Below are 25,967 nucleotides of genomic sequence, written 5' to 3'. Positions count from 1 at the left end.
GAGTTTGGTAAGGAATGAACCATGCGTCATCGTAAAAGTGGACGTCACCTGAGCCGTACCAGCTCGCACCGTAAGGCCATGTTTCAAAACATGGCGGTGTCGCTGTTCGAGCACGAGCTGATCAAAACTACACTGCCGAAAGCTAAAGAACTGCGTCGCGTTGCTGAGCCGCTGATCACTTTGGCTAAGACAGACAGCCTGGCTAACCGCCGTCTGGCATTCGACCGTACTCGTTCGAAAGCTATCGTTGGTAAGCTGTTCAACGACCTGGGCAAGCGTTACGCTACCCGTGAGGGTGGCTACCTGCGCATCCTCAAGTGCGGTTTCCGCTCTGGCGACAACGCGCCTATGGCGTATGTCGAGTTGGTTGATCGTGCTACTGCCGGCGAAGCTGTAAGCGCCGAGTAAGACGACAGTCTGTAACGAAGAACCGGGCCTCGTGCCCGGTTTTTTGTGCGCGTAAGAAAAACGCCATTTGTACAAGCTGCGTCAGGTCAACACTGGCACGATGGTGGCCAGGTGTATTGGTAGTAATTTTCTATTGATTCCCACAATTTAATGAATTTGTAGGTGTCATGTTGATGATCAATACTCACTGCAAGCCGATTAGCCGGCAGTTCCAAGTCCGACCTGAGGAAGATTGAGCATGAGCCAGAACAAAATTCTTACCACCGCCAGCGGCGCTCCCGTGGCGGACAACCAGAACTCCCGTTCCGCCGGCCCACGTGGCCCGTTGTTGCTCGACGATTTTCACCTGATTGAGAAGCTCGCGCACTTCAACCGCGAAAACATCCCTGAGCGTCGAGTACATGCCAAAGGTTCGGGGGCTTACGGCACGTTCACCGTTACCCAGGACATCGCTGAATACACCAGCGCCAAGCTGTTCGAGTCCGTGGGCAAACAAACGCCGACCTTTCTGCGCTTCTCCACGGTGGGTGGGGAGCGTGGTTCGGCTGATACCGAGCGCGATCCTCGTGGCTTTGCCTTGAAGTTCTACACCGAAGAAGGCAACTGGGACATCGTCGGTAACAACACGCCGGTGTTCTTCATCCGTGACCCTCTGAAGTTCCCTGATTTTATCCACACCCAGAAACGCCTGCCGCAAAGCAATCTGAAAAGTGCGCAGATGATGTGGGACTTCTGGTCGCACTCCCCGGAGGCGCTGCACCAGGTCACCATCCTATTTTCGGACCGTGGTATCCCTGATGGTTACCGTCACATGCACGGCTTCGGTAGCCACACCTACAGCCTGATTAACGCCAAGGGCGAGCGGCACTGGGTAAAGTGGCACTACAAGACCAAGCAAGGCATCAAGAACCTTGCACCGGCTGAGGCCGCACGCTTGGCTGGCACCGATCCTGATTACGCACAGCGCGATCTGTTTGGTGCGATCGAGCGCGGCGACTTCCCGAAATGGCGCGTCTGCATTCAGATCATGACCGAGGCCCAAGCCAACGCGCATTACGAGAACCCCTTTGACGTGACCAAAACCTGGTCACAAAAGGAGTTCCCGCTGATCGAAGTCGGCGAACTGGAGCTCAACCGTAATCCACAGAACTACTTCGCTGAAGTGGAACAAGCTGCGTTCGGCCCGAGCAACATGGTCCCGGGTGTCGGTCTGTCGCCAGACCGCATGCTGCAGGGCCGCGTTTTCGCTTATGCAGATGCACATCGCTACCGTATCGGCACCAACCACCAACAATTGCCGGTGAATGCCCCACGCAGTCCGGTCAACAGCTACCAGCGTGATGGCTCGATGGCCTTCGGCAGCAATGGCGGTGCGACTCCCAACTATGAACCAAACAGCTATGCCGACGCGCCGAAACAAGCACCACAGTACGCCGAGCCTGCATTGGCCCTGAGCGGTGCCGCAGATCGTTACGATCACCGCGAAGACACCGACTATTACAGCCATGCCGGTGCGCTGTTCCGCCTGATGAACGATGAGCAGAAGGCCTTGCTCACCGGCAACATCGCCGGCGCCATGTCGGGGGTTTCCAGTGATGTGGTCCAGCGTCAGTTGCAGCACTTCTTCAAAGCCGATCAGGCTTATGGAGAAGCAATCGCAAAGGCACTGGGTGTATCGCTTAACTGACTCTAAACGATAAGCAGAACCGCCCTCATTTGGGCGGTTTTTGCGCTAATTTAGCTACTTTTCTCTGTAAATCTTCACTTTTCTGCCGTTGCTTCCGTGACCTATAGGTCAGCATGGTTCAAACTGAAGACTTTCAAGCAGGGAGATGTAGGGCGATGCAAGGTCACCCCAACGTAATCGATTACCTCAACACGTTGCTGACGGGCGAACTCGCTGCTCGTGACCAATATTTCATCCATTCGCGTATGTACGAAGACTGGGGCTTTACCGAGCTCTATGAACGTATCAACCACGAGATGGAAGAAGAGACGCAGCACGCCGATGCGCTGATGCGCCGTATCCTGATGCTCGAAGGCACGCCACGCATGCGTCCGGACGACCTGGACGTAGGCACCACGGTGCCTGAGATGCTCGCAGCCGACCTTCGCCTCGAGTACAAGGTCCGTGCCGCGCTGTGCAAGGGCATCGAGCTATGCGAGCAGCACAACGACTATGTCACGCGTGAAATTCTGCGCGTGCAGTTGGCCGACACCGAAGAAGATCACACCTACTGGCTGGAAAAGCAGTTGGGCCTGATCAAGCTGGTCGGCCTGGAGAATTACCTGCAATCGCAGTTCTGATTCCCGGCTGTAAAAAAGCCCCTGTCACCGTTGAAGTGACAGGGGCTTTTTATTGGTTCTTCACGGATTACCGGGAAAGACGCTCTTGATCTTCATGAAAAAGAATTCGCTATCCCGGTAACCATACGCCATACGCTTGATCACCTTTATTCGATTGTTTATTCCTTCCAACTGACCGGTGTGCATTGGCCAGCGAACCCGACTGACGATGCCTCGCCAGTAACCCTTTAGTCTTTTGGCAAACTGCATCAGGGCAGGTATCTCGCTTTCATGGGCGTGACGCAGCCATTGGTTCCAAGCTGATCTCCAGTCCCAGGCGGTGCTCGGCGTCCAGAGCGTTTTGAGTTCAGCCTTCATTAAATAGACCGTCATCAGCGACTGGTTGGCCGCCAGCAGATCCTGCAAATGAACCTGTTGCTCTGGGTTTTTCAGGTTCTCAGGATTGCGCAGCAGTAACCATCGCGCCTGCTTGATGACTTTGCGTGCAGGCCTGTCATGGCGCAGTCGATTGGCTTCGTCGACACGAACCCGGTCAATTACCTCTCGACCATATTTGGCCACCACATGAAAGAGGTCGTAGACCACTCGCGCTTTGGGGCAGTGGTGACGAACCTCCAGATCAAAAGCGGTGTTCATGTCCATCGCCACCGCTTCGATTAGCGCGCAGCCCTCGGGCCCCAGCTCTTCAAAAAAGGGTCTAACCGCCGCCCGACTACGGCCTTCGCCGATCCACAGCACCCGTCGCGTATCCGCATCCAGGACAACGGTGGCATAACGATGACCTTTGAAGAGTGCGAACTCGTCCATGACCAAGCGTCGCGGTTTCGCCTTTGGCAAAACGCTTAATGCTGCTTGCAGGGCTCGACGCTCCAGTAAACGAACGGTCTCCCAATGCAGGCCAAACATCTGCGCCACGTGCAGCGTTGGAAGGCGCTCGCACGCTTGAATGACGGCATCTGCCAGGCGCCGGGTCATGCGGGCATAGCGATCCAGCCAACTAACCGCCTCCATGCGCTTGCCACAATCGCGGCAACCAACGCGCCGGAGCAAAACGCTCAAGCGCACCGCATGGCCGAGAATAGGCAAGTCACGAATGATGCGCTCGCAATACTCATGAGTGGTTGAGCAGAGCTTTTGACAGCCGCCACAACATGGGAACCGGGTGGCATGGGGGATCAGGTCGATCTGAAGGGCATCGCCGTCAGGCTTGATGTTGACGACAGAAAAGCCCTCCCAAAAGGGAAGGAAAGTATTAATATCTCGCATAAGAACGCCGGTTTGTTAGATGTGTTTGCTCGCACGAACATCATCAACCAAATCGGCGTTCTTGTTTCTGTGTTTCCCGAGATTCCGTGAAGAACCTTTTTATTGGGTCGGATAAATCACGCCCTGTCGCGTGCGAGCAATGGTTTCAAGTAGTAACCCGTGTGCGACTGCGGCATTTCGGAGACCTGCTCCGGCGTACCCACCGCGATGATCTGGCCGCCCTTGGAACCGCCTTCCGGTCCGAGGTCGACCAGCCAGTCGGCGGTCTTGATCACATCCAGGTTGTGTTCGATCACCACCACGGTGTTGCCGTGGTCACGCAGGCGGTGCAACACATCCAGTAATTGCTGAATATCCGCGAAGTGCAGGCCCGTGGTCGGTTCATCGAGGATATACAGGGTTTTACCCGTATCCCGCTTGGACAGCTCGCGGGACAGCTTGACCCGCTGCGCCTCACCACCGGACAGCGTGGTCGCCGATTGCCCCAGCTTGATGTACGACAAGCCCACATCCATCAGTGTCTGCAGCTTGCGCGCCAACGCTGGAACCGCGTCGAAGAACACCCGCGCTTCTTCGATGGTCATCTCCAGGGTTTCGTGGATGTTCTTGCCCTTGTATTTGATCTCAAGGGTTTCGCGGTTATAGCGCTTGCTCTTGCACACATCGCATGGCACGTAGATGTCCGGCAGGAAGTGCATTTCCACTTTGATCAAGCCATCGCCCTGGCACGCTTCGCAGCGCCCGCCCTTGACGTTGAACGAGAACCGGCCCGGCCCGTAGCCCCGCGAGCGGGATTCCGGGACGCCAGCGAACAACTCGCGAATGGGCGTAAACAGCCCGGTATAGGTCGCCGGGTTGGAGCGTGGTGTGCGGCCAATCGGGCTCTGGTCGATATCGACCACTTTGTCCAGGAGCTCAAGGCCCTTGATGCTGTCATGTGCAGCCGCTTCCAGAGTGGTCGCGCCGTTCAAGGCGGTGGCGCTCAGTGGGAACAGCGTGTTGTTGATCAGCGTCGACTTGCCCGAGCCGGAAACACCCGTCACGCAGGTCAGCAGGCCCAGGGGAATCTCCAGGTCGACATTGCGCAGGTTGTTGCCACGCGCGCCCTTGAGGTGCAACGCCATCTTCTTGTTGCGTGGCGTGCGCTTGGCCGGCACCTCAATCTTCACGCGACCGGACAGGTACTTGCCCGTCAGTGAGTCCGGATGGGCCATCACCTCGGCAGGCGTACCTTGGGCGACGATATGTCCACCATGCACGCCGGCACCCGGGCCAATATCGACCACATAATCTGCCAGGCGAATCGCGTCTTCATCGTGCTCGACCACAATCACCGTGTTGCCGATATCCCGCAGGTGCTTCAGCGTGCCCAGGAGGCGATCGTTGTCGCGCTGGTGCAAGCCGATCGATGGTTCATCGAGGATATACAGCACACCCACCAGGCCCGCACCGATCTGGCTGGCCAGGCGAATACGCTGGGCTTCACCGCCAGACAAGGTATCGGCGCTGCGGTCCAGTGACAGGTAATCCAGGCCGACGTTGACCAGGAACTGCAGGCGCTCGCGAATCTCCTTGAGGATCTTGTCGGCGATCTCCCCACGGCGTCCGGTCAGTTTGAGGACACCAAAGTATTCACAGGCATCACCGATCGGCAGGTTGGTCACTGCCGGCAGAGTCTTCTCGCCAACCCATACGTGCCGCGCCTCACGGCGCAGGCGGGTGCCACGGCAATCCGGGCAGGGCTGGGTGCTGAGAAACTTCGCCAGCTCTTCACGCACGCTCGCCGACTCGGTCTCGCGGTAGCGGCGTTCGAGGTTCGGCACGATGCCTTCGAACGGGTGCGAGCGTTTGACGATGTCGCCACGGTCGTTGAGGTATTTGAAGTCGACGCTCTGCGAGCCGCTGCCGTTGAGAATGACCTTCTGCTGATCTGCCGGCAGTTGGTTGAACGGTACTTCCAGGCTGAACTTATAGTGCGACGCCAACGACCCGAGCATCTGGAAGTAATAGACGTTACGCCTGTCCCAGCCGCGTATCGCGCCTTCCGCCAACGTCAGTTCGCCATTGACCAGGCGCTTGATGTCGAAGAACTGCTTCACCCCCAGGCCATCACAGGTCGGGCATGCGCCGGCCGGGTTGTTGAAGGAAAACAGCTTGGGTTCCAGCTCGCTGATGGCGTGGCCACAGATCGGGCAGGCAAAGCGTGCGGAGAAGATGATCTCTTCGCCAGGCTCGTCGTCCATCGGCGCGACCAGGGCAATCCCGTCCGCCAGCTTCAGGGCGGTCTCGAAGGATTCGGCCAGGCGTTGCTGCAAGTCGGCGCGCACTTTGAAACGGTCGACCACGACATCAATCGAGTGCTTCTTCTGCTTGTCGAGCTTCGGCGCTTCGTCCAGCTCATACAGCTTGCCGTTGATCCGCGCACGCACGAAACCTTGGGCCCGCAGTTCTTCAAACACCGAAAGGTGTTCACCCTTGCGCTCGCGAATTACCGGCGCCAGCAACATCAGCTTGGCGCCTTCCGGCTGGGCCAGCACCAGGTCGACCATCTGGCTGACGGTCTGGGCTTCCAGCGGAATGTCGTGGTCCGGGCAGCGCGGGATACCTACGCGCGCATAGAGCAGGCGTAGGTAGTCGTAGATCTCGGTGATGGTGCCCACGGTGGACCGCGGGTTATGGGACGTCGACTTCTGCTCGATGGAAATCGCCGGCGACAGGCCTTCGATGGTGTCGACGTCGGGTTTTTCCATCATCGACAGGAACTGGCGGGCATAGGCCGACAGCGACTCGACATAGCGCCGCTGGCCTTCGGCGTACAGCGTGTCGAACGCCAGCGACGATTTGCCGGACCCGGACAAACCGGTGATGACGATCAGTTTGTCCCGGGGCAGGGTCAGGTCGATATTCTTCAGGTTGTGGGTTCTAGCCCCACGAATCAGGATCTTGTCCAAGATGGCCTCGCACGGCGGGCGTAAATAATGCAGGAGTATACGGATAAAGACTGGATGAATATACACTGTCAAGGTGCTAGGTGCAGCCTTACATGAAACCTGCGCGGCAAAGCGCCGCATATACCCTCTCAATCGATGGGACTGGTAGAATCGCCGCCGGTTCACACGAGGTTTTTCCATGCACGATCCCCACAGCGAACGCATGAGTAGCGGCGAGACCCGAGCGGCAAGCGGTCTGGCCCTGGTGTTCGCCTTCCGTATGCTTGGCATGTTCATGGTGTTGCCGGTACTGGCGACCTATGGGATGGACCTCGCAGGCGCGACCCCCGCCCTGATCGGCCTGGCCATTGGCGCCTATGGCCTGACCCAGGCGATTTTCCAGATTCCGTTCGGGATCATTTCCGACCGCATCGGCCGCCGCCCGGTGATCTACCTCGGGTTGATCGTGTTCGCCCTCGGCAGCGTGCTCGCGGCTCAGTCCGATTCTATCTGGGGCGTGATCGCCGGACGTGTCCTGCAGGGCGCCGGGGCAATTTCTGCGGCGGTCATGGCCTTGCTGTCGGACCTGACCCGGGAACAACACCGTACCAAGGCCATGGCCATGATCGGCATGACCATCGGCCTATCGTTCGCCGTCGCGATGGTGATCGGCCCGTTGCTGACCCGCGCCTTTGGTTTGCACGGACTGTTCCTGGCCACCGGCGGCATGGCGTTGTTCGGTATCGTGATCGTCGCCTTTATGGTGCCGCGCTCCACCGGCACCCTGCAGCACCGTGAATCCGGGGTTGCGCGCCAGGCCCTACTGCCGACGCTCAAGCATCCGGACCTGCTGCGCCTGGATTTAGGTATCTTTGTATTGCACGCGATGCTGATGAGCAGCTTCGTTGCCTTGCCCCTGGCCCTGGTGGAAAAAGCCGGGCTGCCCAAGGAACAGCACTGGTGGGTCTACCTGACCGCACTGCTGATTTCATTCTTCGCCATGATCCCATTCATCATCTATGGCGAGAAGAAACGCAAAATGAAACGAGTTTTACTCGGCGCCGTCGTGACGCTGATGCTCACTGAGCTATTCTTCTGGCAGTTCGGCGACAGCCTGCGGGCGCTGGTAATCGGTACGGTGGTGTTCTTTACCGCGTTCAACCTGCTAGAGGCTTCGTTGCCTTCGCTGATCAGTAAAGTTTCACCGGCCGGCGGCAAGGGCACGGCGATGGGGGTGTATTCCACCAGCCAGTTCCTGGGCTCGGCACTCGGCGGCATCATGGGTGGCTGGATGTTCCAGCACGGCGGTTTGTCGGTTGTCTTCCTGGGATGCGCCGGGCTTGCTGCACTTTGGCTGGCCTTTGCTGTTACCATGCGCGAACCCCCATACGTCACAAGCCTGCGCCTGCCGTTGTCGCCCGAAGCCGTTCGTGAAGCTGGCCTGGTCGAGCGCCTGAAGGCCGTCGTTGGGGTAACCGATGCAGTCGTGGTTGCTGAAGAAGCGGCCATTTACATCAAATTGGACACCGAATTATTGGATCGCGCGACGCTCGAGCAACTGGTCAACCCAGTGCCGACAGCGCGCCCAGCTTAGGAGAACGTTATGGCCCGTGGGGTTAACAAAGTCATATTGGTCGGTACATGCGGCCAGGATCCCGAAGTTCGCTACTTGCCTAACGGTAACGCCGTGACCAACCTGAGTCTGGCGACCAGCGAACAGTGGACCGACAAGCAGACCGGCCAGAAGGTCGAGAAAACCGAATGGCACCGTGTGTCGATGTTCGGCAAAGTGGCGGAGATCGCCGGTGAATACCTGCGCAAAGGTTCGCAGGTCTACATCGAAGGCAAACTGCAGACCCGCGAGTGGGAAAAAGACGGCATCAAGCGTTACACCACTGAAATCGTGGTCGACATGCAAGGCACCATGCAACTGCTCGGCGGCCGTCCACAGGGCGACCAACAGGGCCAGGGCGGCATGTCCAACTCGGCACCGCGTCCACAGCAGTCGCGTCCGCAGCCAAGCCAGCAGCCAAGTCAGCAGCCGCAGCGTGAGTCGCGCCCAGCGCCACAACAGGCCGCTCCGCAACCGGCTCCGGATTTCGACAGCTTTGATGACGATATCCCGTTTTAACCCTCATAAGGTAGAAATGTAAAGATCTTCTGATTGCTATTTACGGTTAAGTCCAAGTAATCAGAGGGTTTTTTCCAAAGACGAAGGCTCCATCTCTGTAAAGAGTATGGGGCCTTTTTTTACGTCAAAAAAATGGGGAAAAGTCTCGGCAATTTCCCCGGAGCGAAGGAGTAGTCCACTTCGTCGCAATTGGCCGAAATCGGGCTGCCACTTGTAGGTGCGGGGGCAGCCCGCGAACCGATTCACCCATCGACGGCGTCTTCATTTGCGGATGCTAATGCTCTAAACCTCCCGAAGGTGTTCGATGATAGGCTGCCGGGAGTATCTCTTTTCTACATCTGAGGAAAATAAATGGAATTGCGCCATCTGCGTTATTTCATAGCTGTGGCCGAGCACAAAAGCATTCGACTAGCGTCGGAGCGTATCCATGTCACGCAGCCAGCTGTTTCTCGCCAGCTTCACGATCTTGAGGAGCAGCTAGGGTTTGAGCTGTTTAGCAGACATCCCCGAGGGTTAACCTTGACGCCAGCGGGTGAATCATTTTTGTCTGATGCTCGGCAGATCATGAGTGACCTCGAAGCTGCAACACGTAAAGCCAAGCGTATTTCTACGGGATGGGAGGGACAGCTACGCCTTGGGTTTGTGGAGAACAGCAGCTGGGACGGTATTGTCCCCAAGGCGCTGAGAGCGTTTCAGATCGCAATCCCTAATGCGAGTCTGGAACTCAATCCCCTTAACACGCCTGAGCAAGTCCAGCGTATTGAGGACGGGATGCTCGATGGTGGTTTTGTGTACCTATACCGTCCCCTTTCAAACAGATGCGAGGTACTACAACTGGTAGAACACAATCTGGTTCTAGCGATACCAGTTGATTGGGACCTTGGGGGTAATGAGGTCTCGCTCGCGGACATCGCCCACCTGCCTTTCATAACCTTTCCACGATGGGTGTACCCGACTTACTACGACCAGCTCATGGCTGCCTGTGGAGCGCTGGGAGTCAGTCTTCAGGTCGTTCAAGAGGCGCAGACCGAGTCGGCCATTCTGGCGTTGGTGGGCTCCGGTATGGGGGCTGCGCTCGTCAACTCTGCGAACCTGGGCCGGCCACCGGCGTCTGTCAGTTTTTTGAAACTGCTGGATCTGTCAGTACCGATGCCGCTGGTATTTGCATACTGCGCAAACAGTGAAAGCCCGCTGCTTCAGCGATTTCTCCAAGTGTTGACCGAAGCGCGGAAGTGCCATTCTGGCCAGTGATGCCTTTCAGGCATCGCTGATCTCATAAAACGGCAATATTCTCATGCAATGTCCTGACAGATAGTGGGTGTGGTCCGTTACCACGCTTATATTTCAGTTTCAGGAGGGTTTGTATGAATAACCAAGGATCACTCATTGCGTCCACGGTCGATTTCTCTCTGGAAGGCTTTCAGAAGGGAGCTCTCATGCTTCCGCATTCCCATGACCGCTCAGCCTATGGCCGTATCCCGATCCCCATCGTAGTGCTCAAACGCGGGGTCGGGCCGACAGTTCTTCTCACCGGCGGCAATCATGGGGACGAACTGGAGGGGCCAATCGCGCTGATGAAGCTCATTCAGCGGATGAGCTCGCTGGAAATCAGCGGCCGCTTGATCGTCGTCCCGGGTCTCAATTTCCCTGCTTTCCAGAATGGAACGAGAACATCGCCCATCGACAAGGGCAATCTGAATCGCCTGTTCCCAGGTAACCGTAGCGGCAGTATCACTGAAATGATTGCGCACTATGTCAATACAGAACTGTTCCCTATCTCGGACGTTATTCTGGACATGCATGCCGGTGGTGCCTCTTTCCAGCACGCGCCAGCACTTCTGGCTTCCCTGCCAGCCAATGCGGCGCAGCACGATGATTACCTGCGTCTTGTCGATGCATTCGGGGCTCCAACCACCATGGTCATGAACCTGCTGGGCGAAGATCGCACCTATGGAGCGGCTGCCGAGCGACAGGGGAAACTGTTTCTTTGTGGTGAGTTTGGCGGCGGTGCGTCGTGCAGCCCTGAGAATCTCAAGATTGTCGAAGACGGATTGCACCGGGTATTGCATAGCCTTGGTGTTATCAAAGACGTTCCAGTCGCGCCGGCCAAACCGACGCGCCTGGTCAAAGTCGAGGATTCAGGACACTACGTGTTTGCCACCGCAGGCGGTGTTTTCGAACCCTGCTTCTCTCTGGGTGATCAAGTTGAAAAAGGCCAGCTCGCGGGTCGTTTGTTTGACATTTATGCACCCTGGAAACCAGCAGAGGAGCTGTATTTCAGCAGGGATGGCGAAATCATGGTTCAGCGGACCTTTTCTCATGTGGCGGCGGGCGACTGTATTGCCGTGCTGGCTTCTCCTACCACCTGGCAATGACGACTGAATCGCGTCTGGAGTGTGTCTTATGAGCGTAATCCGTTCTGTAGAACCCGTGGCCCAAGATAACCATGGCTCAGCCTACAGTGCTGCCCTGTTTCTCATCTGCTTTGCTTTTTCGTACTTGGATCGCCAGATCGTCAGCATCCTCGTTCAGCCATTGAAAGCCACGCTGGGCATCACTGATAGTCAAATCGGCATGTTGCAGGGCTTCTCGTTCACCCTGTGCTACGCAACCGCAGGGATTATTGTTGCGCGCATGGTCGACCGATCAAACCGGGTGCGCATCATTGCCGTGTGCGTGGCGATCTGGGCGTGTTCCACGGCGCTTTGTGCCACCGCCGGAAGTTTTACCGAACTGTTGGTCTGGCGAGCAGGTACTGCCATTGCCGAGGCTGCGCTGAGTCCTGCCGTGTTGTCGTTGTTCGCCGACATGTACGCACCACGACGCCTTAGCCGCGCTACCGGTATTTTCATGTTGGGGCCTTACATCGGTAGTGGTGTCGCATTGACGGGGGGCGGGGCATTGCTGGGCTGGTTGAGTCAACCAGGCAATGAGTTTCTCGCCAGCACCTCGATGCACGCCTGGCAGATGGTGTTTCTGATTGTTGGCCTGCCGGGTTTTTTGCTTGCGGCTATCGTGTTCTTAACCGTAAGCGAACCGGCAAGACGAGATCATGCGAGCGCAGGCAAGGATACCGAGCGAGAGGTGGCTCCACCGTTCAGTGAAGTGCTGCGTGAATTGTTTGTTCGTAATCGCTTCTGCTTGCCGTACTTTTTTGGCTACGCCAGTTTGATCATGTTGTTTTACTCGTTCACCGCCTGGTTTCCCACGGTGTTGATTCGACACTTTGCCCTGGAAGCCAGCTATGTCGGGAAAATAACGGGGCCCCTTTACATGCTCGGCGGGATAGTCGGTGTTCTTACCGCTGGCCTTCTGGTAAGGCGCGCCAAGGATGAGCAAGCGCTCGGGACTGTTCTCAAGGTGGCAGCCTACGCCTGCACGTTGTTAACCCCTCTTGCGCTCATCGCACCTTTGGCCTCATTCAACATGGCGATCATCTTCTACGGGCTTTGCGCGTTTGCAGCGAGCATCGTCATGGCATTGGCCCCCATCCCGTTGCAAATTGCGATCCCCAACAGAATGCGTGGTCGCTCTATCGCGCTATTGGTATTCATGACCAACGTGCTTGGAGGTGGGATCGGGCCATACGCCGTTGGCTATATCAGCCAGCAATTGGGCGACAGAGAGAATGCCCTGGGCTTTGCACTGGCGATTGTCGCAACCGTGTCCGCAGCCTTGGCAGCCGTCCTCTATACGACAGCAGCATTGGCCGTTAAACGCTCACAATCGCTTTCACTATCAGCCGTCCAGGCAAGCTGATGATTCGCGGTGTTTGGTACAGGAGCTTTCATGAACCTATCTGACGTTTATCAAATCGGTGATTTACGTATTTCGAAAATTACCGAGCAGGTATTTAGCGCTCTGTCCGTTGCCCAGCTTTATCCGGATGCAACGCCTCACTTGCTTGAAGCAACCTCAAGCCGCGAGCAGATGAGGCAAGACACACCGGTTGAAATGAGCATCCATAGCTGGCTGGTAGAAACGCCTCAGCATCGGCTGTTGATAGATACAGCTTCTGGAAACTTCAAGGATCGGCCTTTCAGCAGCATATTTCATCAACTGCAAAGCCCATGGCTGGGAAACCTTGAGCGAGCAGGTGTGCGTCCTGAAGACATCGATTTCGTCCTGCATACGCATTTGCACGTGGATCATGTTGGCTGGAATACCGTGTGGGACGGTGAGAAGTGGGTGCCCACCTTTGCCAACGCCATGCATGTCTGCTCCCAGGCGGAACTGGACTTTTACGGGACACCTGCTGCGGCCCCGCGACTGATGATTTTCGAAGACAGCATCAAGCCTGTAAGGGATGCGGGGCAACTGGCGACCATCAATAACGGTGGAGAGGAATACTTGCCAGGCATCAAGTTTCACCCAACGCCTGGTCATAGCCCTGGGCACATGAGCATCAGTATTGAATCCGGTGATGGCCTCGTCGTTTTCTGCGGTGATGTCATGCACAGCCCGTTGCAGGTCGCACTACCGCAATGGAACTCTGTTTTCTGCGCCGAACAAGTCGCCGCGCGGGTATCCAGACGATGGCTGCTTGAATACGCGGACGTTAATTGTGCCACGGTATTCACTAGTCATTTTACCAAGTGTTCTGTGGGTCACATTACAAAAGCCAATGGGCAATACGCCTGGGCATTTATATAAAAAGGTTGGGAGATAACAATGCACATTGTCCAAAAAACCGGCAGCAACGCTCGGCTCAGCCAAGTCGCCGTACATAACGGAACCGTTTACCTCTCGGGGCAGACATCTCAGAGCACGGGCGGCGTTCAGGAGCAAGCGGTTGATATTTTCGCGAAAATTGATCAACTTTTAATTGAGGCTGGCTCGGCCAGAACAAAACTTATATGGGCGCAAATCTGGTTAACGGACATGAGTGATTTCGATGCGATGAATCAGGTGTGGGAACGGTGGCTTGAAGGCACGCAACCGCCCGTTCGAGCCTGCGTTCACTCCGTATTGGCGAAGCCTCACTATAAGATTGAAATTCAAGTGATTGCGGCCCTGTAGCGCTCGATGTTGGTCGGTCCGAGAAAAGTTCGATGCTGGTAAATATAAGAATATAAGTTGCACAGTTAATAACTCTGCCCCCGTACCTTAATTTTTTAATACGCAGTTTCGCGTAGGGGAACGCTTTGTCCATGATTACTAAAATTAAACTTGGAAGTGCGGCCGGATGCGCTTTGATGGCGTGTAACTGTATTTCAGCGCATGCTGACTTTCTAACAGACGGCAAGGCTGATATCTCAGCTAGAAATCTCTACTTTGATAATGATTGGCGCAGTGGGAACGCCCGGCCATCCCAAAATCGCGAATGGGGTCAAGGGTTCATCCTGCGCTATGCGTCAGGATTTACCGAGGGTGCACTGGGATTCGGGGTGGATGCGAATCTTATGCTGGGCGTAACCTTGGACAGCGGAAAAGGTCGCCACTATGCAAGCTCAATGTTTCCAGATGATGGTGACCGGGCCGCCGACTACTGGACGAGGTTCGAGCCCACAATGAAGGTGCGGCTACAGAAAACCGAATTACGCTACGGTGCGCTCACCCCAAAGCTGCCGGTGTTGACGATCACTGACGGAAGACTGCTGCCGCAGTCGTTTGAAGGGTTGCAGTTCACATCCAACGATCTGGACAATGCGACCATTATCGGAGGGCAACTGACGTCAGCGACTGCAAGGGGCTCCAGCGACTCCACGGGATTATCCGTGGCCGGGGCTAGTCAGGACACGAATAAATTCCTCTTTGGGGGGGTTGACTATAGGGTTGGGAAAGACCTGACGGCGCAGTATTACTTCGGGCATCTTGAGGATTTTTATACTCAGCATTTTCTGGGTTTACTGCACCGACTGCCTATGGGGCAGGTGGGTTCGTTGACCTCGGACCTGCGATATTTTAGTACCCGCTCCGATGGCAAGAACAGTTCAGCTACAGGTCGTGCTGAGGGCTATGGGACAAGTGGTTACACGAGCGGAACCAACGGCGAGATCGACAACAATACATGGAGTGCAACGTTTACTTATAGCTTGGGGGCGCATTCGTTTCTGATGGGCTATCAGAGTGTTTCTGACGACAGTAACTTCATTCAGCCGAATCAAGGCGGATTGGTGGGCAAGGGTAGCGGTGGAGCGGGGGTGTACCTGTATACCGACAGGTTAATCCAGAATTTCATCCGGGCAGGCGAGGATACGACCTACGTGCAATATGGTTATGACTTTGCTGCGCTGGGTATTCCGGGGCTTAAGGCCGCGTTGATGTACCTGGATGGACGAGGCATAAAGACGGCCGCGGGTTCTGATCAGACGGAGTGGGAGCGAGACCTCTCAATTGACTACATTGTACCGTCGGGAGCGCTGAAGGGGGTGGGGTTCGGATGGCGAAACGGTAGGTCACACAGTGAAGCCTCCCGCGATGCAGACCAGAATAGGTTGATAGTCAGTTATACATTAGCGTTGTTCTAAATCGATGCGGTGCGGTCACTCAGTGGTGAAAATGCTCGGCCAATTTTTGGTTGAGCTTTCCTGATTCTGCTTATCTAACAGCGCTAAATTGGTTTGCTTTCCATAGGCCGCGCGATTTCCATCGTTTAACACCTGCCATGACCACCCAGGCCGTGCAATTGTGCGATGAGCCTATCGTCGGTTTTCGCCGGCGCAGTCGCGCTATCTCGATGACGGGGCCGTACCCATTGACAGTAATTGGGCCGAGAATCAGATCCGACCATGGGCATTAGGCCGCAAAAACTGGCTTTTTGCAGGTTCGCTGCGCAGCGGCAAACGGGCAACGGCGATTATGAGTTTGATCCAATCGGCGCGTATGAATGGGCATGACCCCTATACCTATAAGACGTGCTGGAGCGACTGCCGACGCAGCAGTTGCTATCGCATCAGTGGGGCCAGCCAAACTTGCGCAAGAATGAGTTCCGTAGGAGTTTACCGCCGAAGCTCACTGGCCAAGTAATAGCAGCCACGAGCAGGGCCTGGCCGGCTTTCCTAGTCGTAGGCAAACTGGTCAATCAACCCGAGACGTGGGACATGTGTGTTTGGCCGCAGTAGCGCACCGGGAGCGATGACTGCGTTCGCCCCAATTTTGCAGCCATCGCCGACCAGGGCACCGAATTTGTTAACTCCTATCTCGATGACATTGTCTGCATAGCGGACTTTGATATCCGCACCATCTAGCTCGTTGCGGTAATTGGCTATGATTGCACCTGCTTCGATATTCACGTTCTCGCCAATCAATGAGTCGCCGACAAAGTTGAAGTGTGCCAGCTTGCTTCCGTCAAGCATGAAGCTGCTTTTCACTTCGCAGCTTGGGCCAACAATGCAATGGCTGCCGAGATAAACCCCTCCACGTAGGTAGGCACCCGCCGCCACGAAGGATCCTGCGCCGATGATAATCGCGCCCTTTAATACAGCGCCTTGCTCAACAACCGCAGTTTCGTGGACGGCACAGTTTCCCTGGCGTCGATAACCCTCTCCAAGCCGTGCCAGCGAAGCCATAACTTGGTTTTCGCAGTCCTGGGAAACCAGCCAAGCGGCAGGGGGAGCCAGGCCCAGCAAGGGCCAGCGAGTAATAAACGTACTGATCTCAGGTAGATTCATCGAAAATCGTCCAGGCAGTAAGAAACGGAAATATCCGAGCTTCTGACATTAAAGACAATAAAACTCAAGTGCACACTGACCGACCCAGGCAGCCGCTCCATGATGACGCGCGGCACGGGAATCGTCGGCTACAACGTGCAGACAGCGGTCGAAACCCAGCACCCTCTGATCGTCGCCCCCATGGATAATGAGCCTGCCATCCCACGGCTCGCTTGGGCGGCCATGCCCTCGGTGCGCAATGGCGCAAACAGAAAATCGTTCGTGGACCTTACGCAGGGGGGTTGTGCATCTTCGGATGGTGATGTGAACCCTGGCGTTTGTTCTCATGGCTCACACGATTTAGGCTGTGGCCAACCGTTAAACAAAAGGAAAGCCGTGATGACCTGGTCAGCCAAGCAATACACCCTGTTCGAGCAGCAGCGCACACGCCCCGTCCGCGATCTGGTTGCGGCCATCCCCAATACCGCTGTGCAAACCGCCGTTGACCTGGGGTGCGGCCCCGGTAATTCCACGCAAGTGTTGGCCGAGCGTTTTCCACAGGCTCACGTTACCGGCATGGACAGCTCCGACGACATGCTGGCCGACGCCCGCAAACGCTTGCCGGCGCTGAGCTTCGAACTGGCGGACATCGGCGCATGGACCCCGGCACAACCCTTCGATGTGATCCTGGCGAATGCTTCCCTGCAATGGCTGCCGGACCACGCCACGCTCTACCCGCACTTGGTCAGCCAACTGACACGCGGCGGAACCCTGGCGGTGCAAACCCCGGACAACCTTGACGAGCCCGCCCATCGGCTGGCCCGTGAGGTCGCGGCCGATGGCCCATGGTCCGCCAGGATCGGCACGGTTAAACACAATGAACGGCACACAGCGAGCTATTACTACGAGCTGTTGAGCCAACACTGCAGCACCGTCGATGTGTGGCGCACCACCTACCTGCACCCGCTGGCGGATCACGCGGCCGTGGTGGAGTGGTTCAAGGCCTCGGCATTGCGGCCGTTCCTCGCGCCGTTGAGCGACGACGAAAAAGCCGCTTTCCTGCAGGACTATAAGGCGCGGATCAGCCAGGCTTATCCGGCCCTGGATGATGGCACCGTACTTCTGCCTTTCCCGCGCCTGTTCATCATTGCGACCCGCTAGCGCCACGCCCGCACGCGGCGGTCAGGCCGCCGCCTGGGCCTGCAAGTATTCTTGCGTCGACACTACGCTCGCATACCCAAACGCCAGCGCCGCCATATACGCACCGTGCACCTGCGCCGCCGGAATCACTTGCCCGTTGAATTCCTGATCCCGCGTGGCGCAGGCGTCATGGATCAGCGTGACCTTGTAACCCAGGTCCGCCGCCGCCCGTACCACCGCGTCGATGCACATATGGCTCATGCTGCCGACCACCACCACGTCAGTGATGCTGCATTGTTCCAGCACCGTGCGCAGTTGGGTTTCGCGAAACGCATTCACAAAGTGTTTAAGCACCACCGGCTCACTGCCTTCGTTCAGCACCTTGGGATGCAGGTGCGCGCCTTCGGAGCCTGGGGTGAAGAACGGTGCATCGTCCGAGGTGAACTCATGACGCACATGAATCACCGCATCGCCCGCCTGACGAAATGCCTGCAGCACCTGCGCGGCCTTGTCTGCCGCAGCCTCCACGCCGTCGAGCGGCCACTTGCCCTGGGGGAAGTAGTCGTTCTGGATATCGATTAGGATGAGCGCTTGCTTGGCCATGTGTGTTGCCTCGTGATGGGTTGATGGGGCCAGTATCTTAGCTGGCGCGCAGAGCGGGGATTGGCTGCACCGACAATAACAGGGGGAAAACTGACAATGGCCGTGGAACGCTCGATCATCGAGCTGGGTGTGTTGATCTACCAGGGCGCGCAACTGGCGGCGGTGCATGGCTTGACCGATCTGTTCGGGGTGGCCAATCGGATCGCCGCCGCGCACCAATCCGCGCAATTGCCGCTGTTGCGGGTCAGCCATTGGCAGGTGGCGCCGGATGGCACGCCCGCGCGCATATTCGTCAGCCATCCCGGTCCAGGCCAACCACTGATGGCCGTGCTGGTGCCACCGTCGATCGGCGAATTCACCGAGGAACAGACGCCCCCCGCGCTGCTGGATTGGCTACGTCAGCAACACGCAGCGGGCACCGTGCTCGGTGGCGTGTGCATCGGCTCGATCATGCTGGCGCGCAGTGGTCTGTTGGACGGGCGCAGCGCCACCACCCATTGGTCTTCCGCCAGCACCTTCGCTGCGCGTTACCCGGCGGTGCGCCTGGAAGCGGATAAACCGATCGTTGACGACGGCGACCTGATCACCACCGCCGGGCTGATGGCGTGGTCCGAACTGGGCCTGCGCCTGGTCGACCGCCTCATGGGGCCGAGCATTGCGGCCGACACGGCGCGCTTTTTGGTGATCGAACACAGCGACAGCGCCAGCCAGTGCGGGAGCAACTTCGCGCCGATTCTTGGGCATGGCGACGGCGCGATCCTGAAAGTGCAGCACTGGTTGCAAGCGAGCGGCGCGGTGGATGTCTCGGTGGCGGCGATGGCGCAGCAGGCGGGCCTCGAAGAGCGCACGTTCCTGCGGCGCTTTCGCGGCGCGACGGGTTTGAAACCCACTGAATATTGCCAGCACCTGCGAGTGGGCAAGGCCCGGCAAATGCTCGAATTTACCAATGGCACCATCGACCATATCGCCTGGACCGTGGGGTATCAGGACCCCAGCGCGTTTCGCGCCACGTTCAAGAAAATCACCGGCCTGGCGCCCAGCGAGTATCGCAGCCGGTTTGGCGTGTGAATCATGCAGAACGCCTCGCTGTTAATGCGTCATCGTGCAGAATAAAGAGCTTTATCGGCGGTCACGTGTTCAGCTACTGCGGCGAGCAATACCTGGCAAGCCCGCAGTTTATCCGTGACGGTTGCGCTACAAACCCGCAAAATGCAACGATTCTGGCAAACACCCACGGCAAGGCTCAAACGCCTGTCGATACTAACCATCGTTCCAAACAGACCGGGCCTGCTCAATCTATGCGAATGCGCCTTATGTTATTGGGCGGCGGGAATGCCCTCGGGCAGGCGCTGATTCGCCTCGGTGCAGAGGAAGACATCGGTTTCCTCGCCCCCAAACCGCCCCAAGACGGCTGGGATGCCGCGAGTCTTACCCAATTGCTCGACGACACCCGTCCCGATGCGTTGATCAACCTCGCCTACTATTTCGACTGGTTCCAGGCCGAAGCGGTCAGCGAAAGCCGTCTGGCCGCCCAGGAGTCTGCGATCGAACGCCTGGCCGAACTGTGCCAGCACCACAACATCACCTTGCTGCAACCGTCCAGCTACCGCGTGTTCGATGGCTCCCGCGCCACCGCCTACAGCGAAAAGGACGAGCCGGTGCCCCTGGGCCTGCGCGGCCAGGCGTTGTGGCGTATCGAACAAAGCGTGCGCGCCACGTGCCCGCAACATGTGCTGCTGCGGTTTGGCTGGCTGCTGGATGACAGTGTCGACGGTACCCTCGGGCGTTTCCTGGCGCGGGCCGAGAAGCCTGAAGAATTGCTGATGGCAGACGACCGTCGCGGCAACCCGACGCCGGTGGACGATGCGGCGCGGGTGATCATCTCCGTGCTCAAGCAACTCGATTGCGCGGCGCCGCTGTGGGGCACTTATCACTACGCCGGTCACGAGGCGACCACGCCGTTGGCGCTGGGCCAGGCGATCCTCACCGAAGCGCGCAGTTTCCGTGCGCTGGCCATCGAAGCGCCCACCGCCCAGGCCCATGCGGCTCGGCCGGATGCCGGTGAAGAACCACAACACGCGGTGCTGGCCTGCAAGAAAATCCTGCATACCTTCGGCATCAAACCACGGGCGTGGCGGGCGGGGTTGCCGGCGTTGCTGGATCGGTTTTACCGCCGTAGCTGAAACACCCCAAAGCAAAATGTGGGAGGGGGCTTGCCCCCGATAGCCCGGTGTCAGTCAACAGAATCATTGACTGAACCACCGCTATCGGGGGCAAGCCCCCTCCCACATTGGTTTTGTGGCGTTTGTGAAATATCGCTTAGAACTTGTAGCCGATACCAACCATGTAAACGAGTGGGTCAACGTCCACATTGACCTTGGCGCGGGTGCCCTGGCCCAGGGCGTTGTTGTCCACGGTGGCCGTGGTGCTGATGTCGATATAACGGACCTGGCCGTTGATCATCCACTTGTCGGTGATCATGTAGTCGGCGCCGATCTGCGCGGCCCAGCCCCAGGAGTTATCGGCCTTGAAGTTGCTGAACCCGTTTTGTTTCGCGGTGCCGCTGAGGCTCTCGTCATAGATCCAGGTGTAGTTGATACCTGCACCTACATACGGTTGGAACTTCGAGGCGCTGTCCAGCGGGTAGTACACGACGCTCAGGGTTGGCGGCAGTTGTTTCAGGGAGCCGAGTTTACCGTTGGCTGCGCCCACGGAGGTGCCCTTGAGCTTCACGTCATGCGAGAACGGCGTGGCCGCCAGCAGTTCGATACCCCAGTGGCTGGTGAACATGTAAGCGAAGTTCAGACCCAGTTGCGTGTTGCTGCTCAAGGTCGCCTTGCCACCCAGGTTGGCGCCGCTCAATGGACCCTGGTCAACTTTGACGTTGCCGCTGTCGGTATTCGGGTTCACGGTGATTGCACCGGCACGAACCAGAATGTCGCCGGCCTCGTAAGCGTGGGCAACAGGGGCGGCGAGGGCGAGGGCGAAGAGGGACGCGCCGAGCAGGGACTTGTTCATGGGAGCTCCAGAGGACGTTTAAAGGTTGTACATCCAATGGTAAAGATCGTTCCGCTTGGTCTTTTGACGCAGCTCAATGAAAGGGTGATAAGCGCTATTCCGGCAATTCGTAGATGTAAATCTTCTCGGCGTCCATCTGATAGCCCGCGTCGGCCAACTCACTGGACGACGGTTTGACCTGCATCGCGCCCTCGATCCAATACGGCTGATACAGCTCATCGAGCTTCACGCCGACTTCGCTTTTCACATGCACGATCTGGTTCGACGGCGGCGGCGGTACGTGAATGCACGCGCCGAAATACGGCACCAGGAGGAACTCGGTGGTGCGGCCTTCTTCACTGACTTCCAGCGGCACGATATAGCCCGGCAGGCGGATATGTTGGCCGTTGAGGCTCTGCACCACCGGCGCGTTGGGCAAGTCCTGCTTGGCCGCTGGCGCGGCCTCGACCGACAAGGCATCGGCCATCTTCGACAGGTCGTGCAGCGGTTTCATATTGGGGATTTCCGGCGGCGCGTCCGGTGGAATCATCTCCTGCCAGGACAAATCCTTGGGCTGATCCTCCGCCCAGGCGGGCGCGGCCAGCAGCAACAACAGGGTAAACAGGGCACGACGCATCGAAGCCTTCCTCATAAACGTATGGACAGGCCATCGGCCAAGGATTGTCGATAAGCACGCCACGCGGGCACGCTGCCCATCAGCAGCGCCGCCGCCAGGATACCGGCGAGCAAGGTCCATTCATATTCGCTGGGCCAGGCCATCGGCAGGTCCAGGCCGTAGTTGGCCTGCAAATACCCGCGCGAAGCCGCGATGCACACGTACAGCAAACCCACGCCTGCGATCACACCGGACAGCGCCAGGGCAAAGGCTTCGAAGATCAGCAATGTTGCGATATGCCAGGGCCGTGCGCCCACCGAACGCAGGATCGCCATTTCGCGACGGCGCTCGTTGAGGCTGGTGAGGATCGCGGTGAGCATGCCGATCAACCCGGTCAGCACCACGAACAGCGAGATCACGAACAGCGCCTTTTCCGCAGTGCCCATCATGCTCCACAGCTCTTGCAGCGCCACGCCCGGCAGAATCGCCAGCATCGGCTCGCCGCGAAATTCATTGATCTCGCGTTGCAGGGCGAAGGTGGAAATCTTGTTGTTCAACCCGAGCATGAAGGCGGTGATGGCTTGCGGCGTCAGGTCCATGTTGCGCGCCTGATCGGCACTGATGCGGCCTTTGCCCTGGGCGGGTACGCCGTTGTGCCAGTCGATATGGATCGCCTCCATGCCGCCGAGGCTGATATGCAGCGTGCGGTCCACCGGCGTGCCGGTGCGCTTGAGGATGCCGACCACGGTGAACGGTTTGTCATCGTGCTTGACCAGGCTGACCACCGCCACGCCGTGGGCCAGCACCAGCTTGTCGCCGAGCTTGTAGTGCAACGCTTCGGCCACTTCGGCGCCGAGCACCACTTCGAACGGATCGGTGGCGAAGGCGCGGCCGCTGGCCAGCTCGAGGTTTTGCTTGCGGCCGTACTGGTAGTGCTCGAAGTAGGACGCGTTGGTGCCCATCACCCGGTAGCCGCGATGGGAGTCGCCGAGGGAAATCGGAATGGCCCATTTCACCTGGGGGCTGGCGGCGAAGTGTTCGTAGCTGTCCCAGCGGATATTGTTGGTGGCGTTGCCGATGCGGAACACTGAATACAGCAGCAGGTTGACCGAGCCGGAACGCGCACCGACGATCAGGTCGGTGCCGCTGATGGTGCTGGCGAAACTGTTGCGCGCTTCAACGCGCACCCGCTCCACAGCCAGCAGCAGGCACACCGAGAGGGCGATGGCGAAGGCGGTGAGGATCGCGGTAAAGCGGCGGTTAGCCAGGCTGGCCATGGCTAGACGGAACAGATACATCTCAAACCTCTGCGGGCGTGGCGGCGCGATTGAGTTCGGCCAGCGACAGGTGACGGTCGAACAGTGGGGCCAGGCTCTGGTCATGGCTGACAAACAACAGGCTGGCGCCGGCGTCGCGGCATTCGGCGAACAGCAGTTGCAGGAAGGCTTCGCGGGCGTCGTAGTCCAGGGCCGAGGTCGGCTCGTCGGCGATCACCAGTTCCGGCTGGCCGATCAACGCGCGGGCGGCGGCCACTCGTTGTTGCTGGCCGATCGACAGCGAATCGGCGCGGCGTTCCAGCAGGGCGCTGTCCTTCAACCCCAGGTGCGCGAGTAAGCTCGCGGCGGCCTGGTCGACACTGCCGTGGCGCTGCTTGGCCCGCTGCGCGCGCAGTTTGGAAAAGTGGCACGGCAGCTCGACGTTTTCGCGCACCGACAGGAACGGCAGCAGGTTGAACTGCTGGAAGATGTAGCCGGTGTGGTCGACGCGAAAACGGTCGCGGGCGCCGGCCGAGAGGTCGGTCAGCTCCTGGCCGAGCAGGCGAATGCTGCCCCGGCTGGGTGTCTGCACGCCGCCCAGCAGGCCGAGCAGGGTGGTCTTGCCGCTGCCGCTGGGGCCCTTGAGAAACAGGGTCTCCCCCGGTTCCAGGCGGAACGCGGGGATGTCCAGCAACTGTGGGTGCCCGGGCCAGTTGAAGCCCAGGTCGGACAGTTCGATCAATGCGTGGGTCATGGCTACTCAGAACTTCAGGGTGGCTGCTGTGACCGTCGCTTCCACACCTTGCTGGCCGCTCGGGCCGATCAGTTGTACCTGAATTTTTTGCGTGGCGGGGAAGGTCTTGAACACTTGGCTCAGGTCGAGGTTGCTCAAGGCAGTCGGCGTGGCGCAGGTGAATTGGTAGTGGGCGTGGATTTCGCTGTGGTCGTGATGATGCTCGTGGGCAGCCGCGCCTTTGCTGTCGGTGGCGTGGTCGTCATCGTCGTCGTCATGCTCGACTTCGGGCTTGTCGCCGAACAGCGGGCTGTTGAGTTCCTGGGTGCTGATCACGCAACCGGCGGCCTTTGGCAGGTTGAACAGGGCCACGGAATTTTCCAGTTGTTTGCGCACGGCGGCGACCTTGGCTTTGTCGGCGGCGCTGGTGGCCAGGTGTTCGAAACCCACCAGGTTCATCGCCGGGCTGTCCAGCTCAAGCTCCAGGGCCTGGCCATCGAGCACCGCGTTGAGGCGGCCGACCCCGTGTTCATGGGCGCCGAGGCTGGCGTGCTCATGATCATGCTCGTCAGCGGCATGGGCGATAGCCAGTGGCAGCAGGGCAAACGGCAAAGCAAGCAGCAGACGGCGCATGGGGAGGCTCCAGAACATGAAAATTATGTTATGTGATCTTATAACAATAGTGCGGGGAGTTTGACCGCACGCTTGGCGTTGCGCAAGCCGCATGGGAGCATGCCCGTCGGAAAAATGCAGGAGTAAGGACGATGTTGCGAATTCGTGGAACCGTCGGTGACCTGCCAGTGGACTTGACCCTGGAGCTCGATGACGCTGATTGGGCGCGACTGAGCGCGCAGTTGCAGGCAACGCCCGTGGCCAGCGCGACCGCCGCGCCGGCCGTTGCGGTCAAGCACAATGATGACCTGTGGCAGAACGCCCAGGACCTGTTGCGCGCCGCCGGCCAACTCAACGGGCTGGAATTGCTCGATCAACTCGAAGGACTGGCCGGCGATGCGGCGGCGGGCAAGCGCCTGCTGGTGCGCCTGCGCCACAGCGCCCAGGTGAAAGTCACCAGCGGCGGCGATACGCCGCTGTACCGCTGGGTTGGCGATTAGTACAGCGCGGCGAACAGCTTGCGGCGGTATGCGGTCACGAGTGGGTGATCATTGCCCAGCAGTTCGAACACCTGCAGCAAGGTCTTGTGCGGCAGGCCCTCGCTGTAGCTGCGGTTGCGGATAAACAGCTTGAGTAAGCCTTCCAGCGCGGCGTCGTACTGCTGGCGCGCCAGTTGCTGAATGGCCAACTGATAGGCGGCTTCATCGTCCTGCGGGTTTTGCGCCAGGCGGCTTTTCAGGTCGGCGGCGTCCGGCAGGTCGGCAGCCTGGCGCAGGAAAGTGATTTGCGCCTTGGCGCCGGCGAGGGCGGCTTTGTGATCGTCGCTCTTCACGGCGTCGAGAACGGCTTGGGCTTCACCCAGTTCACCGCGCTCGGCCAGGCAGCGCGCGTACAGAATCAGCGCGGCGGCGTTGCTGTTGTCCTCGCCCAACAGCGCGACCAGCACGGCTTCGGCTTCGCTGATGCGGCCCTCGGCAAACAGCGCCTGGGCCTGCTCCAGTGGGGCCGCTGCGGCTGGCGGCGGCATCTGCACGTGAGGTTCGAGCATCGCCCGCACCGCCGACTCCGGCTGCGCCCCGGCAAACCCGTCCACCGGTTGGCCGTCCTTGAACAGCACCACCGTCGGCAGGCTCTGAATACCAAAGCGCGCAACGATGTCCTGCTCGGCCTCGCAATCGACCTTGGCCAGCAGCAACTCGCCCTGATAACTCTCGGCTATTTTCGCCAGCATCGGCATCAGCGCTTTGCACGGCGCGCACCATTCGGCCCAGAAGTCCACGAGCACGGGCTTTTCGAAGGAGTTCTGGATCACCGCCTGGTCGAACGTGGCAGTGGTGGCGTCGAAGATATACGGCGTGGGCTCACTCATGGGGCGT

The 25,967-nt window shown here is 58.5% G+C and carries 25 protein-coding genes and 1 pseudogene; 16 read left to right on the top strand and 10 right to left on the bottom strand.

Annotation, left to right across the window (positions count from 1 at the left end):
• Positions 1–21 precede the first annotated feature (21 nt).
• The 3 genes from rplQ (at position 22) to bfr (ending at position 2,715) form a co-directional block, all read left to right on the top strand.
• The gene (rplQ, locus tag ACS5Q8_RS25820) at positions 22–408 is read left to right on the top strand and encodes a 50S ribosomal protein L17 (RefSeq protein ID WP_247396022.1); all 387 of its coding nucleotides are present in this window, start codon (positions 22–24) and stop codon (positions 406–408) included.
• Positions 409–646: 238 nt separating this feature from the next.
• Positions 647–2,095 carry a catalase gene (locus ACS5Q8_RS25815; protein WP_276195072.1) on the top strand — a complete coding sequence of 483 codons (1,449 nt, stop codon included), beginning with the start codon at positions 647–649 and terminating at the stop codon, positions 2,093–2,095.
• A gap of 155 nt (positions 2,096–2,250) precedes the next feature.
• Positions 2,251–2,715 (top strand): bacterioferritin, encoded by a 465-nt coding sequence (gene bfr, locus ACS5Q8_RS25810; RefSeq protein ID WP_247396024.1) that lies wholly within the window; start codon positions 2,251–2,253, stop codon positions 2,713–2,715.
• A gap of 60 nt (positions 2,716–2,775) precedes the next feature.
• Here bfr and ACS5Q8_RS25805 read toward each other — a convergent pair whose 3' ends face one another.
• Both ACS5Q8_RS25805 and uvrA read right to left on the bottom strand, forming a co-directional pair.
• On the bottom strand, positions 2,776–3,981 hold the full coding sequence (locus tag ACS5Q8_RS25805) for an ISL3 family transposase (RefSeq protein WP_465159091.1): 1,206 nt from the start codon (positions 3,979–3,981) through the stop codon (positions 2,776–2,778).
• A 116-nt stretch (positions 3,982–4,097) separates the two neighbouring features.
• Positions 4,098–6,932, bottom strand: a complete 2,835-nt coding sequence (gene uvrA / locus ACS5Q8_RS25800) for an excinuclease ABC subunit UvrA (protein ID WP_253399580.1) — start codon at positions 6,930–6,932, stop codon at positions 4,098–4,100.
• A gap of 178 nt (positions 6,933–7,110) precedes the next feature.
• On the opposite strand from uvrA, the gene ACS5Q8_RS25795 reads away from it, so the two are divergent.
• From ACS5Q8_RS25795 to ACS5Q8_RS25755, 9 genes and pseudogenes are all read left to right on the top strand, one after another.
• The gene (locus tag ACS5Q8_RS25795) at positions 7,111–8,505 is read left to right on the top strand and encodes an MFS transporter (protein ID WP_247396028.1); all 1,395 of its coding nucleotides are present in this window, start codon (positions 7,111–7,113) and stop codon (positions 8,503–8,505) included.
• A 9-nt stretch (positions 8,506–8,514) separates the two neighbouring features.
• On the top strand, positions 8,515–9,042 hold the full coding sequence (locus ACS5Q8_RS25790) for a single-stranded DNA-binding protein (RefSeq protein ID WP_099235124.1): 528 nt from the start codon (positions 8,515–8,517) through the stop codon (positions 9,040–9,042).
• Positions 9,043–9,393: 351 nt separating this feature from the next.
• A complete protein-coding gene (locus tag ACS5Q8_RS25785) occupies positions 9,394–10,293 on the top strand; it encodes a LysR family transcriptional regulator (RefSeq protein WP_426100500.1) in 900 nt (299 codons plus the stop codon).
• A 113-nt stretch (positions 10,294–10,406) separates the two neighbouring features.
• Positions 10,407–11,417 (top strand): succinylglutamate desuccinylase/aspartoacylase family protein, encoded by a 1,011-nt coding sequence (locus tag ACS5Q8_RS25780; RefSeq protein WP_426100502.1) that lies wholly within the window; start codon positions 10,407–10,409, stop codon positions 11,415–11,417.
• Positions 11,418–11,445: 28 nt separating this feature from the next.
• A complete protein-coding gene (locus ACS5Q8_RS25775; protein ID WP_426100504.1) occupies positions 11,446–12,801 on the top strand; it encodes a spinster family MFS transporter in 1,356 nt (451 codons plus the stop codon).
• Positions 12,802–12,831: 30 nt separating this feature from the next.
• Positions 12,832–13,695 carry an MBL fold metallo-hydrolase gene (locus ACS5Q8_RS25770; RefSeq protein WP_426100506.1) on the top strand — a complete coding sequence of 288 codons (864 nt, stop codon included), beginning with the start codon at positions 12,832–12,834 and terminating at the stop codon, positions 13,693–13,695.
• 18 nt (positions 13,696–13,713) lie between these two features.
• Positions 13,714–14,061 (top strand): RidA family protein, encoded by a 348-nt coding sequence (locus tag ACS5Q8_RS25765; RefSeq protein ID WP_426100508.1) that lies wholly within the window; start codon positions 13,714–13,716, stop codon positions 14,059–14,061.
• 176 nt (positions 14,062–14,237) lie between these two features.
• Entirely contained in the window at positions 14,238–15,512 is a 1,275-nt protein-coding gene (locus ACS5Q8_RS25760) for an OprD family outer membrane porin (protein WP_465160374.1), read from the top strand.
• Positions 15,513–15,702: 190 nt separating this feature from the next.
• Positions 15,703–15,944: pseudogene (locus ACS5Q8_RS25755) on the top strand (IS66 family transposase); the annotation flags it as partial.
• 99 nt (positions 15,945–16,043) lie between these two features.
• Here the strand turns inward: ACS5Q8_RS25755 and ACS5Q8_RS25750 are convergent.
• Entirely contained in the window at positions 16,044–16,655 is a 612-nt protein-coding gene (locus ACS5Q8_RS25750; RefSeq protein WP_465159561.1) for an LbetaH domain-containing protein, read from the bottom strand.
• A gap of 378 nt (positions 16,656–17,033) precedes the next feature.
• Between ACS5Q8_RS25750 and tam the strand changes: the two genes are divergently transcribed.
• A complete protein-coding gene (gene tam, locus ACS5Q8_RS25745; RefSeq protein ID WP_276195070.1) occupies positions 17,034–17,795 on the top strand; it encodes a trans-aconitate 2-methyltransferase in 762 nt (253 codons plus the stop codon).
• A 21-nt stretch (positions 17,796–17,816) separates the two neighbouring features.
• On the opposite strand, the gene ACS5Q8_RS25740 is transcribed toward tam, so the two are convergent.
• On the bottom strand, positions 17,817–18,377 hold the full coding sequence (locus tag ACS5Q8_RS25740) for a cysteine hydrolase family protein (protein WP_276195069.1): 561 nt from the start codon (positions 18,375–18,377) through the stop codon (positions 17,817–17,819).
• A gap of 96 nt (positions 18,378–18,473) precedes the next feature.
• Here ACS5Q8_RS25740 and ACS5Q8_RS25735 point away from each other — a divergent pair, with 96 nt between their 5' ends.
• Complete coding sequence (locus ACS5Q8_RS25735) at positions 18,474–19,445, top strand: GlxA family transcriptional regulator (RefSeq protein ID WP_465159560.1); 972 nt, start codon at positions 18,474–18,476, stop codon at positions 19,443–19,445.
• A 230-nt stretch (positions 19,446–19,675) separates the two neighbouring features.
• Positions 19,676–20,560 (top strand): sugar nucleotide-binding protein, encoded by an 885-nt coding sequence (locus ACS5Q8_RS25730; protein WP_276195067.1) that lies wholly within the window; start codon positions 19,676–19,678, stop codon positions 20,558–20,560.
• 136 nt (positions 20,561–20,696) lie between these two features.
• Here the strand turns inward: ACS5Q8_RS25730 and ACS5Q8_RS25725 are convergent, their stop codons facing one another.
• From ACS5Q8_RS25725 to ACS5Q8_RS25705, 5 genes are all read right to left on the bottom strand, one after another.
• Positions 20,697–21,395 carry an OmpW/AlkL family protein gene (locus ACS5Q8_RS25725; protein ID WP_276195066.1) on the bottom strand — a complete coding sequence of 233 codons (699 nt, stop codon included), beginning with the start codon at positions 21,393–21,395 and terminating at the stop codon, positions 20,697–20,699.
• Positions 21,396–21,489: 94 nt separating this feature from the next.
• Positions 21,490–22,011, bottom strand: a complete 522-nt coding sequence (locus tag ACS5Q8_RS25720) for a DUF3299 domain-containing protein (RefSeq protein ID WP_443695385.1) — start codon at positions 22,009–22,011, stop codon at positions 21,490–21,492.
• An 11-nt stretch (positions 22,012–22,022) separates the two neighbouring features.
• Positions 22,023–23,288: an ABC transporter permease gene (locus ACS5Q8_RS25715; protein ID WP_253399571.1), complete on the bottom strand. Its 1,266-nt coding sequence runs from the start codon at positions 23,286–23,288 to the stop codon at positions 22,023–22,025.
• 1 nt (position 23,289) lies between these two features.
• Complete coding sequence (locus tag ACS5Q8_RS25710) at positions 23,290–24,000, bottom strand: ABC transporter ATP-binding protein (protein ID WP_276195064.1); 711 nt, start codon at positions 23,998–24,000, stop codon at positions 23,290–23,292.
• A 6-nt stretch (positions 24,001–24,006) separates the two neighbouring features.
• On the bottom strand, positions 24,007–24,612 hold the full coding sequence (locus ACS5Q8_RS25705) for a DUF2796 domain-containing protein (RefSeq protein WP_465159559.1): 606 nt from the start codon (positions 24,610–24,612) through the stop codon (positions 24,007–24,009).
• A 131-nt stretch (positions 24,613–24,743) separates the two neighbouring features.
• Between ACS5Q8_RS25705 and ACS5Q8_RS25700 the strand changes: the two genes are divergently transcribed.
• Positions 24,744–25,091, top strand: a complete 348-nt coding sequence (locus ACS5Q8_RS25700) for a hypothetical protein (protein WP_276195062.1) — start codon at positions 24,744–24,746, stop codon at positions 25,089–25,091.
• Here the strand turns inward: ACS5Q8_RS25700 and trxA are convergent.
• Positions 25,088–25,960, bottom strand: coding sequence for a thioredoxin (gene trxA / locus ACS5Q8_RS25695; RefSeq protein WP_443695388.1), 873 nt, complete (start codon positions 25,958–25,960; stop codon positions 25,088–25,090). The genes ACS5Q8_RS25700 and trxA overlap by 4 nt on opposite strands.
• Positions 25,961–25,967: the final 7 nt, after the last annotated feature.

The organism is Pseudomonas sp. PAMC25584 (assembly GCF_058135675.1).
This window is presented reverse-complemented; position numbering and strand designations above follow the sequence as displayed.

Coding starts and splice junctions, on each gene's coding strand:
- rplQ (WP_247396022.1), top strand. CDS start 22: ATGCGTCATCGTAAAAGTGGACGTCACCTGAGCCGTACCAGCTCGCAC.
- ACS5Q8_RS25815 (WP_276195072.1), top strand. CDS start 647: ATGAGCCAGAACAAAATTCTTACCACCGCCAGCGGCGCTCCCGTGGCG.
- bfr (WP_247396024.1), top strand. CDS start 2,251: ATGCAAGGTCACCCCAACGTAATCGATTACCTCAACACGTTGCTGACG.
- ACS5Q8_RS25805 (WP_465159091.1), bottom strand. CDS start 3,981: ATGCGAGATATTAATACTTTCCTTCCCTTTTGGGAGGGCTTTTCTGTC.
- ACS5Q8_RS25795 (WP_247396028.1), top strand. CDS start 7,111: ATGCACGATCCCCACAGCGAACGCATGAGTAGCGGCGAGACCCGAGCG.
- ACS5Q8_RS25790 (WP_099235124.1), top strand. CDS start 8,515: ATGGCCCGTGGGGTTAACAAAGTCATATTGGTCGGTACATGCGGCCAG.
- ACS5Q8_RS25785 (WP_426100500.1), top strand. CDS start 9,394: ATGGAATTGCGCCATCTGCGTTATTTCATAGCTGTGGCCGAGCACAAA.
- ACS5Q8_RS25780 (WP_426100502.1), top strand. CDS start 10,407: ATGAATAACCAAGGATCACTCATTGCGTCCACGGTCGATTTCTCTCTG.
- ACS5Q8_RS25775 (WP_426100504.1), top strand. CDS start 11,446: ATGAGCGTAATCCGTTCTGTAGAACCCGTGGCCCAAGATAACCATGGC.
- ACS5Q8_RS25770 (WP_426100506.1), top strand. CDS start 12,832: ATGAACCTATCTGACGTTTATCAAATCGGTGATTTACGTATTTCGAAA.
- ACS5Q8_RS25765 (WP_426100508.1), top strand. CDS start 13,714: ATGCACATTGTCCAAAAAACCGGCAGCAACGCTCGGCTCAGCCAAGTC.
- ACS5Q8_RS25760 (WP_465160374.1), top strand. CDS start 14,238: ATGGCGTGTAACTGTATTTCAGCGCATGCTGACTTTCTAACAGACGGC.
- ACS5Q8_RS25750 (WP_465159561.1), bottom strand. CDS start 16,655: ATGAATCTACCTGAGATCAGTACGTTTATTACTCGCTGGCCCTTGCTG.
- tam (WP_276195070.1), top strand. CDS start 17,034: ATGACCTGGTCAGCCAAGCAATACACCCTGTTCGAGCAGCAGCGCACA.
- ACS5Q8_RS25740 (WP_276195069.1), bottom strand. CDS start 18,377: ATGGCCAAGCAAGCGCTCATCCTAATCGATATCCAGAACGACTACTTC.
- ACS5Q8_RS25735 (WP_465159560.1), top strand. CDS start 18,474: ATGGCCGTGGAACGCTCGATCATCGAGCTGGGTGTGTTGATCTACCAG.
- ACS5Q8_RS25730 (WP_276195067.1), top strand. CDS start 19,676: ATGCGAATGCGCCTTATGTTATTGGGCGGCGGGAATGCCCTCGGGCAG.
- ACS5Q8_RS25725 (WP_276195066.1), bottom strand. CDS start 21,395: ATGAACAAGTCCCTGCTCGGCGCGTCCCTCTTCGCCCTCGCCCTCGCC.
- ACS5Q8_RS25720 (WP_443695385.1), bottom strand. CDS start 22,011: ATGCGTCGTGCCCTGTTTACCCTGTTGTTGCTGCTGGCCGCGCCCGCC.
- ACS5Q8_RS25715 (WP_253399571.1), bottom strand. CDS start 23,288: ATGTATCTGTTCCGTCTAGCCATGGCCAGCCTGGCTAACCGCCGCTTT.
- ACS5Q8_RS25710 (WP_276195064.1), bottom strand. CDS start 24,000: ATGACCCACGCATTGATCGAACTGTCCGACCTGGGCTTCAACTGGCCC.
- ACS5Q8_RS25705 (WP_465159559.1), bottom strand. CDS start 24,612: ATGCGCCGTCTGCTGCTTGCTTTGCCGTTTGCCCTGCTGCCACTGGCT.
- ACS5Q8_RS25700 (WP_276195062.1), top strand. CDS start 24,744: ATGTTGCGAATTCGTGGAACCGTCGGTGACCTGCCAGTGGACTTGACC.
- trxA (WP_443695388.1), bottom strand. CDS start 25,960: ATGAGTGAGCCCACGCCGTATATCTTCGACGCCACCACTGCCACGTTC.